This window comes from Streptomyces sp. NPDC045955 (assembly GCF_056430805.1).
The window spans coordinates 500,979-513,853 of record NZ_JBWKKY010000002.1; the positions used below are offsets into that span (position 1 = coordinate 500,979).

The window sequence follows — 12,875 nt, forward strand, 5'->3', positions numbered from 1 at the left end:
CAACATCTACACGCCGATTTCTACAGGCCCAGCGTAAAAGTAAATGCGACTTCAGCCGCTACACCCTCGGAGAAAGGGGCAGCCATGTCGTGGACGATATCCGGCACGTACGTCGCCGGCTGCTCGTGCGCCGTGCTGTGCAGTTGCCCGTACGACGGCCAGCCCAGGAACGCCAGAGGCGGGACCGATTGCCTGGGCACCGCCGTCTTCCACGTTGCGGATGGGAATCTGGACGATGTCGACCTGTCCGGTGTGGACTTCGCCTTCTACAACCACTTCCCGTCGAACCTGACCTCCGGCAACTGGAAAGTCGGCCTCGTGGTGGACAGCGCAGCGAGCGACGAGCAGGCGAACGCCCTGGAGCGCATCCTCTCCGGCCGCGAAGGCGGTCCGTTCGGCCAGCTCTCGCAGTTCTACGGCGAGTACCTCGGAATGGAGCGGGCGAAGGTGTCCCTGACGGACGGAGAGGGGCCCGGCCTCACGGTCGAGGGCAGGACGGAGCTGTCCTACGAGCCGCTCACCGGCCCCGACGGCAGTCCGACAAAGATCAAGGGCGCCATGTTCGGGTTCGCTCCCGAGTTCGAGGTCGGCAGGTCCAGCGGGCGTTCCGATGCTTTCGGGCTGAGTTACGAGGCGTCGTATGGCGAGACGGCCGACTACGTCTTCAGCAGCGAGGAGACCGAAGGAGCCAGCCAGGGACGCGCCTGACGAGGTCACATGCCGTCCATCGGCGGCATCGAGTCCCGCAGCCCCGGCAGCAGCCAGTCCTGGAACGGCGCGAGCACGGCCAGGACGAGGAACGCCAAGCCCACGACCCGGGCGAGCAGCGGGCCCCTGGACCACAGCTTCTCCACGAAGATCACTAGGGCCAGTCCGGCCATGGCCGCCACGTTCATCACACCGAGTGGGATCAGGGCCACCATCAGTCCCGTGCAGCAGCCGACGCAGTAGGCGCCGTGATGGACGCCCACCCGCAGGTCGCGCGCCGGTGCCCGGAAGCCGGCGTAATGCACGAGGTGGCTCATGGGATCGCGGCAGTGCCGCAGGCACACGTACTTCAGCGGGCCGAGCTGATAAAGGCCCGCCAGCAGGAACGCGGTGAAGCCGATCCAGCGCCCCGCGGTCGGGTGATCCGCCACCAGATCGCCGGTGAAGGCCAGACCCGCATAGGCGAGCGCACCGAAGGCGGCCCACACCATCAGGTACCCGCCGAGGAACTCGGCGGTGCGAGCGGCCCGGGTCCAGCCGGAGGACTGACGGCCGATCCCCCGCACCCACGTGATGGCCACCGGCGCCATCGACGGCAGCATCATGGCCGCCATCATCGTCACCCACAGCAGCAGGAACAGCGGTAGCGCTATCCCCATCGTGCCGGGCTCGACCCCCATGTCCCGGGCTTGGCCGATCGTGAGCACCCACGCAGGCACCGCGATCAGCACGACGAGGAACCAGGCGGCTGCGAGATCCCGCTTCGGCAGCAGCCCTCCGCCGGTTCCGGTCGGCGCGGGCGTCCGCGTGGGGACGAGGACGGAGTTCCGGGTGAAGCGCATCGGCACCCCTTCCTACGCGATACATCCAGCAGACCACTCCTGCACCTACGGCGCGACCTCGTCCGAACTCACGCTGAATGAGGGACCGCCCGTGCCGGGACAGCAGCACGGCGAGGCGACCACGGCATTCCGCGCGACCTCCCCCTACGCGGCCGCCAGCTCGCACCACACGTACTTGCCCCGATTGCCGTCTCTGGCCAACGGCTGCCAGCCCCAGAGGTCGGCGCAGGCGCGGACCAGGGCCAGGCCGCGGCCGGATTCCGCGTCGGTGAGACAGGTCAACGTCCCTGGGGGTTCGGGCGGTTCGGGGTTCGCATCCCACGCACCGATCCGCAGGACACCGGTCGACCAGCGCACGCGGAGGAGGGCGGGGCCCTTGGTGTGGAGTACGGCGTTGGAGATCAGCTCCGTGGCGAGGAGTTCGGCGGTGTCGGCGAGGCGGATCAGGCCGTGCAGGGTGAGGACCAGACGGAGGGTGCGGCGACAGACGGTGACCGCGCGGGGATCGTGGGGGATGGAGAGGGAGTACTCCCAGGGCTCGGCGGGGTCGATTTCCGGCAGGCGTGAACTCCGTGGCGGAGAGGGCGACACCTGCGTGGAGATCGCCCCCCATCCCACCGGCATAGCCATACGCGACTCCAAGAACCCCTCCCACGGCACGCTCTCCGTCCCCACCGGATCCTTCACCACGTTCATCGAGGCGCTCAAAGCACAGCACCCCTGGTCAGAGGCCGGTCCGACGGGCTAGCGTCCGGACATGGCAGCTGCTTCCGACCTCGCGTTCGACCCCTGGGACCCGGCGTTCCTCGCCGACCCGTACCCCGCCTACGCCGAGCTGCGCGCGCAGGGCCGGGTGCACTACTACGCGCCCACGAACCAGTGGCTCGTCCCGCATCACGCGGACGTCTCGGCGCTGCTGCGCGACCGGCGCCTGGGCCGGACGTACCAGCACCGGTTCACCCACGAGGAGTTCGGCCGCACCCCGCCCCCGCCGGAGCAGGAGCCGTTCCACACGCTCAACGACCACGGGATGCTCGACCTGGAGCCGCCGGACCACACCCGGATCCGGCGCCTGGTGTCGAAGGCGTTCACGCCGCGCACGGTGGAGCGGTTGAAGCCGTATGTGCGGGACCTCGCGGACGAGCTCGCCTCGGCCCTGGCCGAAGCGGGCGGCGGCGATCTGCTGAGGGACGTCGCCGAGCCCCTCCCGGTGGCGGTGATCGCGGAGATGCTCGGCATCCCGGAGTCCGACCGGGCCCCGCTGCGCCCCTGGTCGGCGGACATCTGCGGGATGTACGAGCTGAACCCGTCCGAGGAGACGGCGGCGAAGGCGGTCCGGGCGTCGGTGGAGTTCTCCGACTACCTGCGCGAACTGATCGCGGCCCGCCGCAAGGAGCCCGGCGATGACCTGATCTCGGGCCTGATCGCGGCCCACGACGAGGGCGACCGCCTCACCGAGCAGGAGATGATCTCGACAGCGGTCCTCCTCCTCAACGCCGGCCACGAGGCCACGGTGAACGCCACGGTCAACGGCTGGTACGCCCTGTTCCGCAACCCGGCCCAGCTGGAGCTGCTGCGCGCGGACCACTCGCTGATCCCCTCCGCCGTCGAGGAACTGATGCGCTACGACACCCCGCTCCAGCTCTTCGAGCGCTGGGTCCTGGACGAGATCGAGCTCGCCGGCACGACGATCCCCCGTGGCGCGGAGGTCGCCCTGCTCTTCGGCTCCGCCAACCACGACCCGACGGTGTTCGAGAACCCGTCCGCCCTGGACCTGACCCGCCAGGACAACCCCCACATCTCCTTCAGCGCCGGCATCCACTACTGCATCGGCGCACCCCTGGCCCGCATCGAGCTGGCGGCGTCGATGGGGGCGCTGCTGGAGAGGGCCCCGACGCTGCGACTGGCCGCCGAGCCGGTCCGCAAGCCGAACTTCGTGATCAGGGGGTTGGAGGGGCTGGCCGTGGAGGTGGGCTGATCACCCGTTCGGATGATCACGCGTGTGATCCGTCCTGCGCACACAGACTGCTCGGCGAGCTGGTCTGCGCCTGCGAAGGGGGGCACCATGACGGTTATGGCGCAGCACACGGCTCAGATGTCAGTGGAGGAGTTCGAGGAGCTCGCCGCACTCGTGGCCAACAGGTTCGACGCCGTCAGGTTGGAGTTCATCAACGGACGGGTCGGAGTCAAGGGCATGACGGACGGCAACCACAGTGAGGTCATCAGGTGGCTCCAGGAGTGCTTCCTGATGGCGGGCACCGGGTTGTGGCTGTATGGGGGTGGTGAGCTGGGCCTGCGGATCGAGAAGTACCGCAAGGGGCGAGCACTGCCGGACGCCGTGCTCGCACCCCGGGGGACATTCGCGGGTGAAGGGGACTGGGCCGACACCAAGGGTGTGGTGATGACGGTCGAGGTCACCTCCTCGACTCCGACACGCACCGGCGGGATCGCGAGGAGAAACCCCTGGGATACGCGGAGGCCGGAATCCCGCACTACTTGCTGATCGATCGCGACGACTGCTCGGTCACGCTGTACAGCGACCCGGCACCAGGCGTGGGTTACCGCAGCACTGTCAGGAAGTCCTTCGGTGCGAAACTTTCGCTCCCCGAACCCCTCGGCATCGAACTCGACACCGAAGAGCTCAAGCACTACGCCGACTGATCACGTGGACACGTCCCGCCTCCGCAGCCCGGCCAGCCCCCCGGCCACCAGCACCACAGCCAGCCCGGTCAGCACCACCGCCGGCCCCCACTCCATGGGTCCACCCGGCAGCTTCGGCAGATGCCCGAACGGTGAGACGTCCAGCACCGCCCGCGGGACATCCAGGGCGGGGCCGACCCAGCCGATCAGCAGGACCGCCCCGGCCACGCCCCATGCCGCCGCGGCTCCCCGGGGCAGCAGGCCGTGCAGCAGCACCGCCACCCCGCCGATCACCCAGACCGCAGGAAGCCGCACCAGGCACGCCCCCAGGGTCGGGCCGATCTCCTTGCCGTAGCCGATGGCGAAGCCGAGGCCGGCCAGCAGCATGATCAGGACGGCCCCGCCGAAGGCGATCACCAGGTGCCCGGCGGCCCAGCGCAGGCGGCCCACCGCGTTCGCCAGCACCGGTTCCGCCCGCCCCGAGATCTCCTCACCGTGCAGCCGCAGCACCGACGCCACGATGTACAGGGCCGCGATCAGGCCGAGCATCCCGATCACCGCCGCCAGGAACGCGTCCGTCAGGCCCGACTGCCCGCCCATGCGCTGGAAGATCTCGCGGGCGTTCTCGTTGTCCCCGACCAGGTCGGCCGCGCCCTCGGTCATGCCGCCGTAGACGACCCCGGCGAGGAGGAAGCCGATGCTCCAGCCCAGCACGCTGCCCCGCTGCAACCGCCAGGCCAGCGCGCCCGCGCTGCCCAGGCGGCCGGTCGCCGGGCCCGGCCGGGAGGGCAGGAAGCTCATGCCGAGGTCCCGGCGGCCGGCCAGCCCGTACGCCACCGCGCCCTGGAGGAGGACCGCCCCGGTGAGCAGCGCCAGCACCCACCAGCGTTCGTCCGCGTAGGGGCGCAGGTTCTCCAGCCAGCCCAGCGGCGACAGCCAGGTCAGGACCGACGAACCGTCGTCCGTCGCCGAGTCGCCCGCCGCGCGCAGCACGAACGCGGCGCCCAGCACCGCCGCCGTCAGACCGCGGGCCAGCCGCGCGCTCTCCGTCAGCTGGGCGACGATCGCCGCTATCGTGGCGAAGACCATGCCGACCCCGGCGATGCCGAGGGCGAGAGCAGGCGGGCGCCTCGCCTAGCGCAGCTGCTCGGCGGCGATGCCGCGCCGACGCCACGCCTTCCGTACGGCCAACTCGATGATGACGAAGGTGCGGTGGCCGTTCTCGCGCGTGAAGTCCTCCGGCACCTCGATGTCTGGAGGTTCTTCCACCAGCGGGTGTCCGGGGCGAGGTGGTAGCCGTACGTGAAGCCGATGACCTCGCTCCGTCGCGGGCCAGGACGAGACCAGCGGGTGTCCGGGGCGAGGTGGTAGCCGTACGTGAAGCCGATGACCTCGCTCCGTCGCGGGCCAGGACGAGACGGAAGCCGGGCCGCTGGGCGTGCAAGTCGACGCGCTCGCCCATCGCTGGGCAGCGAACTCGTGCACGGCGGGTAACGCGTGTGGGCCGAGCTGCGCGCGGACGGCGAACAGTGACCACGGCCCCCATGGCCGGGCTGCCGCGCGTTGATCAGTCGGCCCGCGCCAGCAGTATGGCCATCGACTGTGCGCGCTGCGTCCGCTGGTTGGGTATGGCCGGCCGCGTCTGGGGTCAGGCGCGCCACCGAGGCCGGTTGTTCCGGCTGTGGATCCGGGCGGCGCCCCTTGAGCCGCCTCCCGGTGCCGGAGACCGGGCGCCCGGCGGATCGCGCGCCGGACACAGGCCCGGCCGGCATGCCGGACGGCATCGGGGCCTCCCGCACGGCTACCGCTCCTTCGTCTCCTCCAGCACCGTCCGCCCGAGCAGCGCGTACCGGGACGGGTCGCGGCGCTTGAGGTACTGCGCGTAGCCGATGCCGCTCAGTGCGATCAGTGCCACGATCCACGGCGTGGCCTTCAGCACCAGGGAGCTGGACTCCGGGCCTGCCGCCGCGCCCATGTTGGACACCAGCAGCGCGACCACCGCGAGCATCGCGACACCACCGACCAGGGGGGCGGCGAACGTCCGGAACCAGTGCCGGCTCTCGGGGTGGTTCGTGCGGAAGTACGCCAGCACCGCGAAGGAGCACACCGCCTGGACGACCAGGATCGCCATCGTGCCGAGGATGGCCAGCAGGACGTACGTACCGCTGTACGGGTCCTTGCCCGCGGCCCAGAACGCGCCGAGCAGTACGGCGGTGACGATCGTCTGCACCAGGCCGGCGATGTGCGGGGAGCCGTTCTTGGCATGGGTGCGGCCGAGGGTGTGCTTCAGGGACGGCAGGACGCCCTCGCGGCCCAGGGCGTACATGTAGCGGGCGGCGCAGTTGTGGAAGGCCATGCCGCAGGCCAGCGAGCCGGTGATCATCAGCCACTGCATGACGACGACCGCCCAGTGGCCGACGTAGTGCTCGGTGGGGTTGAAGAAGAGCGCGAGCGGGTTGGCGCTCGAGGCCGCCTTCACGGCCGCCGCCTCGCCGTTGCCCGTGATGGCCATCCAGGAGACGAAGACGTAGAAGACGCCGACGCCGAGCACGCTGATCATCGTCGCCTTGGGGATGATCTTCTTCGGGTCGCGGGACTCCTCGCCGTACATCGCGGTCGACTCGAAGCCGACCCACGACCAGAAGGCGAAGAAGAGACCGAGACCGGCGGACGTCCCATGGAAGGCGTTGACCGGGTTGACCGGGTCGAAGGTGAAGCCGTCCGGGCCACCGCCGTGCAGGGCGACGGAGATCGCCATCGCGGCGAGGACGGTGACCTCCGTGGCCAGCAGGACGACGAGCAGCTTCTCGGCGACGTCGATGCCGAACCACGTCCCCACCGCGTTGATCGCCAGCATGAGGATCGCGAAGGCCCACCAGGGGATGTGCAGTCCCGTCTGGTCCTTCAGGGTCGTCGTCGCGAAGGTCGAGAAGATGCCGATGAGCGCCGGCTCGAAGACGACGTACGCGAAGGTGGCCAGCAGCCCGGAGGCGAGGCCGACGGTGCGGCCGAGGCCGTAGGAGATGAAGCCGTAGAAGGCGCCCGTCGAGGTGATGTGCTTCGCCATCGACGTGAAGCCGACGGCAAAGATTGCCAGGACGACCATTGCGACGAGGTAGCTCGCCGGGGCCCCGACGCCGTTGCCGGACGACACCATGAAGGGCACGTTGCCCGTCATCGCGGTGATCGGCGCGGCGGTCGCCACGGCCATGAAGACCACGCCGAGCAGGCCCACGGCATTGGGCTTGAGCCGGTGAACCGTCCCTGAGTCGTCTGTTTCCGCCGCCGGGGCGACGCCCTCGTCCACTGCCATCGGGTGGCCCCTTCCATGACCGTTCCACTGTCTGCTGGGTGAGGATGCTGTCTGGCGTATGAGTCGATCCAGGGGGTGGAGCGGTTAAATGTTTGTCAACCAGACCTTTAAGTGGCCGCCGTGGCGAACGGCTGGGTTAACTCTTCGCGCACGCGTGGACGGGCCCCTTCGGCGGCTCGTACGGTCGCCGACATGAGCTACACGTCCACCCTCGGCGGCCACCGCCACCGCTTCGACTCCCTCGCCCGCCTGCTCGCCGCCGCCAGTCCCGAGCGCTCCGGCGACCGGCTGGCCGGGCTCGCCGCCGAGTCGGCGCAGGAGCGGGTCGCGGCACGCTGGGCGCTGGCGGAGGTGCCGCTCGCGGCCTTCCTGACCGAGCCGTTGATCCCCTACGAGACCGACGACGTGACCCGGCTGATCCTCGACACGCACGACGCGGCGGCCTTCGCGCCCGTGGCCGGGCTGACGGTCGGCGAGTTCCGGGAGTGGTTGCTGTCGGAGACGGCGGACACCGGGACGCTGGCCGCGCTGGCCCCCGGGCTGACGCCGGAGATGGTGGCCGCGGTGTCCAAGCTGATGGGGAACGCGGACCTGGTGGCCGTGGCCCGCAAAGTGCGGGTGGTGACGGCGTTCCGCTCGACGATCGGGCTGCCGGGCCGGCTGGCGACGCGACTGCAGCCCAATCATCCGACCGATGACCCGGCGGGAGTGGCGGCGGCGTTGCTGGACGGCCTGCTGCTGGGCTCCGGCGACGCGGTCATCGGCATCAACCCGGCGACGGACAGCCCGAAGGCGGTACGGGACCTGCTGGAACTGCTGGACGGCGTGATCGAGCGGTACGCGATTCCGACCCAGTCGTGCGTGCTGTGCCACGTCACGACGAGCCTCGACCTGATGGCGAGCGGCGCTCCCGTGGACCTGGTCTTCCAGTCCATCGCGGGGACACAGGCGGCGAACGCGTCCTTCGGGGTCACGCTGGACCTGCTGGACGAGGCGTACGAGGCGGCGCGGGCACTGCAGCGGGGCACCGTCGGCCGGAACGTCATGTACTTCGAGACGGGGCAGGGCAGCGCCCTGTCGGCCGACGCGCACCACGGGGTGGACCAGCAGACGGTGGAGGCGAGGGCGTACGCGGTCGCCCGCCGCTACGACCCCCTGCTCGTGAACACGGTGGTCGGCTTCATCGGCCCGGAGTACCTCTACGACGGCCGCCAGATCCTGCGCGCCGCCCTGGAGGACCACTTCTGCGGCAAGCTGCTCGGCCTGCCGATGGGCCTGGACATCTGCTACACGAACCACGCGGACGCCGATGACGACGACGTGGCGACGATGCTGACCATGCTGGGCGTGGCCGGCGCCTCCTTCGTGATCTGCACGCCGGGCGGCGACGACATCATGCTCAACTACCAGTCGGCCTCGTTCCACGACGCCCTGTACCTGCGCGAGGTGCTGGGCCTGCGCCCGGCGCCGGAGTTCGAGGCGTGGCTGGAGTCGATCGGGCTACTGGACGAACGGGGTGGGGTGAGGGACGTATCGCATACGGCCCACCCGCTCACGGCGATCGGACGGGAGCGGGCGGCATGACGACACCTGACGTCACCGGTGACCTGTGGCCGGCCCTCCGCCGCCACACCCAGGCCCGCATCGGCCTGGGCCGCGCGGGATCGGCGCTGTCCACCCGCCACCGCCTGGAACTCCAGTCCGCGCACGCGGCCGCCCGCGACGCCGTGCACGCGCCGTTCGCCCCGGACGCGATCGCGGCGGCGCTGCCCGGCCTGCCGACGGTACGGGTGCGCAGCGCGGCCCCCGACCGGCTCACGTACCTCCAGCGCCCGGACCTGGGCCGCCGCCTGGACCCCACGGACCGCGCACACCTGCCCGTGGGCGACTGGGACGTGGTCTTCGTGGTCGCCGACGGCCTGTCCAGCCGGGCGGTGCACGAGCACGCGGCGGCGGTGGTGCGGGAGACGGTGACGCGGCTGCCGGCCTGGAGCATCGCCCCTGTGGTCCTCGCCGAACAGGCCCGGGTGGCCCTCGGTGACGACATCGCCCACGCGATGGGTGCGGCGATGGTGGTCGTGCTCGTCGGCGAACGCCCGGGCATGTCGGCGGCCAACTCCCTGGGCGCCTACCTGACGTACGCGCCGAAGCCGGGAGTGACGACGGACGCCGACCGCAACTGCCTGTCCAACATCCGGCCACCGCGAGGGCTCACGTACGAGACGGCGGCGGGGAAGCTGGCGGGGCTGATGGGGAGGGCACGGGAGTCGGGGATCACGGGAGTCGGGCTGAAGGACGAGATCGACTGCGGCTCCGTGAGCGAGCGGCTACTCTGAGTGGCGGCTGGTCCGTGGCAAGGGGAGGGCGCATCATGACACTCATGGCAGAGCGACCGGTGATAAGCGGCACCACGCCCCGCAGTGGCTTCGAGGACCTTCTGGACCTCCTCGACGAGCTGCACGTGCCCGACGGCTACAAGGCCGAGATCATCAGGGGGAGCATCGTCGTGTCGCCGTGGTCCAAGGGGTACTACACCCGCGTCATGAAGCTGGTGTGCAACCAACTCGAGCCACATCTCCCCGCTGGCCACATCATCGAGCGGGCTCCGCAGTTGTTCGTCTTCCCCCGAGTCGAGCGTGCGTATGGGCCGGACATCCATGCCGCGCACGAGCGGACGTACGAGACAAGCAGCAACCACCTGGACGGGGAAGGCCTGTCCTTCGTCGCCGAACTGACCTCGACCTCCACCAGGGACGAAGACCTCACCGACAAGGCCGAGACGTACGGGAAGGCCGGCGTCCCCCTCTACCTGGTCCTCGACATGCAGGAAGAGCAGGCCATCGTCTACGGGTCCCCGTCCGCGAAGGGATACGAGGTCCGCTTCACCAAGCCCTTCGGCGAGAAGCTCTACATCCCGGACCCCTTCGGCTGCACGCTCGACACCACAGGCTTCCAGGCCCCCGAACAGGAAGCCCAGGAGCAGCACGAGGCCTGAAGGCTCACGCCGACGAAGGCAACGTAAGCCCCCAAGCCCCCTCCCAAACCGTCCAGGTCCGCCTGCGCACCGGCCCCGCCACCCCCGCGTCCGACCGGTACCGGAAATCCGCGCCCACCACGGTCACCGTCCTCCCGGCCGCCCGCACGGGCGACGCCTCCGCGCCCACCGAAGCCGGCCGTACCTCGACCTCCGCCACCCCGGAGGACCCGGGCGTCACCGACACCGCCTCCACCGGCTGGCCCAGATCCACCAGCGTCACCCCGTCGACCTCCACCCGCAGCCGGGACGGCCGGGGACCGGCGACGGGAACCTCCCGCGCGGGCCGTACCGGCACCAGCGTCTTGACGAGAAACTGGCACGTCCGCAGCCAGGGACGCGCCGCAGGCTCATCCGGCGAAGCCTGCGGATACACCGGCGGTATCCGCAGCGCGCCGAGCACCACCCCGTCGCTGTCGTCCACCATCAGGTCCATCCGCCGCTCGACCCCGTCGAGCACCGCCCGCGCCGCCGCCACCGTCCCCGTCGGCACCCCCAGCGACCGGACGAGGGACTGCACGCCCCCGACCGGCACCACCGACAGCGCACATCCGGCCAGCTCCCGATGCCGGTGCAACAGCGACACCGCGCGGATCAGGGCCCGGTCGTCGCCCACCACCACCGGGCGCCGCGAGCCCCGCCGGCGCAACGCCCGCGCGAACTCCTCCGGGCCGTCCGGCAGACACAGCTTCACGGCCGCACCCGCTCCGAGCACGTCTTTCGCGATCCGGACGGACTCGCCGTCCGACCGACGGGCGACCGGGTCGACCACCACCAGCAGCTGCTCGGACGTCGCGGAAGTCGCCACCTCGGCCATGCCTCGCTTCCTCGGGTAGCATCTTTGTGCAAGAGCCCCTTGCGCTATTGCGCCAGGGGCTTCGTCTATTCCGGGGCATCCGGTCCGACGGTTGGCGGCCAACGGCGGTCGCGGTGTACGCGGCTTCCTACCACCGCGTGCGCCCTCGACCATGGACATGCCCCACCCGGAAGGGGTGTACGCGCGTGCCCGCACTTGTGCTGCTCGGTGCTCAGTGGGGTGACGAGGGCAAGGGAAAGGCCACCGACCTGCTCGGTGGATCCGTGGACTATGTAGTGCGCTACCAGGGCGGCAACAACGCCGGCCACACGGTGGTCGTCGGAGACCAGAAGTACGCACTGCACCTCCTCCCTTCCGGAATCCTGTCCCCCGGCTGCACGCCGGTCATCGGTAACGGTGTCGTCGTCGACCCGTCGGTCCTGCTCTCCGAGCTGAGCGGTCTGAACGAGCGTGGTGTCGACACCTCCAAGCTCCTCCTCAGCGGAAACGCGCACATCATCACGCCGTACAACGTCACGGTCGACAAGGTGACGGAGCGTTTCCTTGGCAAGCGGAAGATCGGCACGACCGGGCGCGGTATCGGCCCGACCTACGCCGACAAGATCAACCGCGTCGGTATCCGCGTGCAGGACCTGTACGACGAGTCGATCCTCACGCAGAAGGTCGAGGCGGCCCTCGACGTCAAGAACCAGATCCTCACCAAGCTCTACAACCGGCGCGCGATCGCCGTCGACCAGGTCGTCGAGGAGCTGCTGGGCTACGCCGACAAGCTCGCGCCGTACGTCGCCGACACCGTCCTGGTCCTCAACCAGGCGCTGGAGGAGGACAAGGTCGTCCTGTTCGAGGGTGGCCAGGGCACGCTCCTGGACATCGATCACGGCACGTATCCCTTCGTCACCTCCTCCAACCCGACCGCGGGCGGCGCGTGCACCGGCGCGGGGGTCGGCCCGACGAAGATCAGCCGGGTCATCGGCATCCTCAAGGCCTACACGACCCGTGTCGGCGCGGGACCGTTCCCGACGGAGCTGTTCGACGAGGACGGCGAGGCGCTGCGCCGGATCGGCGGCGAGCGGGGTGTCACCACCGGCCGTGACCGGCGCTGCGGCTGGTTCGACGCGGTGATCGCCCGCTACGCGACCCGGGTGAACGGCCTGACGGACTTCTTCCTCACCAAGCTCGACGTCCTCACCGGCTGGGAGCAGATCCCGGTCTGCGTGGCGTACGAGATCGACGGCAGGCGCGTCGAGGAGCTCCCGTACTCCCAGACCGACTTCCACCACGCGAAGCCGGTCTACGAGATGCTGCCGGGCTGGAGCGAGGACATCTCCAAGGCCAAGTCCTTCTCCGACCTGCCGAAGAACGCCCAGAGCTACGTCAAGGCGCTGGAGGAGATGTCCGGCGCCCCGATCTCCGCGATCGGCGTGGGCCCGGGCCGGGACGAGACGATCGAGATCAACTCGTTCCTGTAGGCCGGCCCCTGTGTTCCCCCTCCGGTGGTCGGCTCGCATTCCAGAACCGGCC

The 12,875-nt window shown here is 70.2% G+C and carries 12 protein-coding genes and 2 pseudogenes; 8 read left to right on the forward strand and 6 right to left on the reverse strand.

Annotated elements, in window-relative coordinates; genetic code table 11:
- Window positions 1-84 precede the first annotated feature (84 nt).
- Window positions 85-708 (forward strand): DUF1326 domain-containing protein, encoded by a 624-nt coding sequence (locus AC07F0_RS05680; protein WP_478974641.1) that lies wholly within the window; start codon window positions 85-87, stop codon window positions 706-708.
- 5 nt (window positions 709-713) lie between these two features.
- Here the strand turns inward: AC07F0_RS05680 and AC07F0_RS05685 are convergent, their stop codons facing one another.
- Window positions 714-1,550, reverse strand: a complete 837-nt coding sequence (locus tag AC07F0_RS05685; protein WP_478974644.1) for a DUF2182 domain-containing protein — start codon at window positions 1,548-1,550, stop codon at window positions 714-716.
- A gap of 144 nt (window positions 1,551-1,694) precedes the next feature.
- Window positions 1,695-2,102, reverse strand: coding sequence for an ATP-binding protein (locus tag AC07F0_RS05690; protein ID WP_478974989.1), 408 nt, complete (start codon window positions 2,100-2,102; stop codon window positions 1,695-1,697).
- On the opposite strand from AC07F0_RS05690, the gene AC07F0_RS05695 reads away from it, so the two are divergent.
- The 3 genes and pseudogenes from AC07F0_RS05695 (at window position 2,065) to AC07F0_RS05705 (ending at window position 4,211) form a co-directional block, all read left to right on the forward strand.
- The gene (locus AC07F0_RS05695; RefSeq protein WP_478974647.1) at window positions 2,065-2,298 is read left to right on the forward strand and encodes a DUF397 domain-containing protein; all 234 of its coding nucleotides are present in this window, start codon (window positions 2,065-2,067) and stop codon (window positions 2,296-2,298) included. The genes AC07F0_RS05690 and AC07F0_RS05695 overlap by 38 nt on opposite strands.
- A gap of 9 nt (window positions 2,299-2,307) precedes the next feature.
- Window positions 2,308-3,528: a cytochrome P450 gene (locus AC07F0_RS05700; RefSeq protein WP_478974649.1), complete on the forward strand. Its 1,221-nt coding sequence runs from the start codon at window positions 2,308-2,310 to the stop codon at window positions 3,526-3,528.
- A gap of 87 nt (window positions 3,529-3,615) precedes the next feature.
- Window positions 3,616-4,211 (forward strand): annotated as a pseudogene (locus AC07F0_RS05705) (Uma2 family endonuclease).
- Here the strand turns inward: AC07F0_RS05705 and AC07F0_RS05710 are convergent.
- From AC07F0_RS05710 to AC07F0_RS05720, 3 genes and pseudogenes are all read right to left on the reverse strand, one after another.
- Window positions 4,212-5,309 (reverse strand): annotated as a pseudogene (locus tag AC07F0_RS05710) (ABC transporter permease); the annotation flags it as partial.
- A gap of 15 nt (window positions 5,310-5,324) precedes the next feature.
- Entirely contained in the window at window positions 5,325-5,459 is a 135-nt protein-coding gene (locus AC07F0_RS05715; protein ID WP_478974652.1) for a hypothetical protein, read from the reverse strand.
- Window positions 5,460-5,991: 532 nt separating this feature from the next.
- Window positions 5,992-7,503, reverse strand: a complete 1,512-nt coding sequence (locus tag AC07F0_RS05720) for an APC family permease (protein ID WP_478974655.1) — start codon at window positions 7,501-7,503, stop codon at window positions 5,992-5,994.
- 192 nt (window positions 7,504-7,695) lie between these two features.
- Between AC07F0_RS05720 and AC07F0_RS05725 the strand changes: the two genes are divergently transcribed.
- The 3 genes from AC07F0_RS05725 to AC07F0_RS05735 are packed head-to-tail and all read left to right on the forward strand — an operon-like array spanning window position 7,696 to window position 10,498.
- Window positions 7,696-9,087 carry an ethanolamine ammonia-lyase subunit EutB gene (locus AC07F0_RS05725; protein WP_478974657.1) on the forward strand — a complete coding sequence of 464 codons (1,392 nt, stop codon included), beginning with the start codon at window positions 7,696-7,698 and terminating at the stop codon, window positions 9,085-9,087.
- The gene (eutC, locus tag AC07F0_RS05730) at window positions 9,084-9,839 is read left to right on the forward strand and encodes an ethanolamine ammonia-lyase subunit EutC (protein WP_478974660.1); all 756 of its coding nucleotides are present in this window, start codon (window positions 9,084-9,086) and stop codon (window positions 9,837-9,839) included. Before AC07F0_RS05725 ends, eutC begins: the two co-directional genes overlap by 4 nt.
- Before the next feature lie 35 nt (window positions 9,840-9,874).
- Window positions 9,875-10,498 (forward strand): Uma2 family endonuclease, encoded by a 624-nt coding sequence (locus AC07F0_RS05735; RefSeq protein WP_478974663.1) that lies wholly within the window; start codon window positions 9,875-9,877, stop codon window positions 10,496-10,498.
- A 4-nt stretch (window positions 10,499-10,502) separates the two neighbouring features.
- On the opposite strand, the gene AC07F0_RS05740 is transcribed toward AC07F0_RS05735, so the two are convergent.
- Window positions 10,503-11,354, reverse strand: a complete 852-nt coding sequence (locus tag AC07F0_RS05740) for a diacylglycerol kinase family protein (protein ID WP_478974666.1) — start codon at window positions 11,352-11,354, stop codon at window positions 10,503-10,505.
- Window positions 11,355-11,539: 185 nt separating this feature from the next.
- Between AC07F0_RS05740 and AC07F0_RS05745 the strand changes: the two genes are divergently transcribed.
- Window positions 11,540-12,823: an adenylosuccinate synthase gene (locus AC07F0_RS05745; RefSeq protein WP_478974669.1), complete on the forward strand. Its 1,284-nt coding sequence runs from the start codon at window positions 11,540-11,542 to the stop codon at window positions 12,821-12,823.
- The last annotated feature ends 52 nt before the right edge of the window (window positions 12,824-12,875 follow it).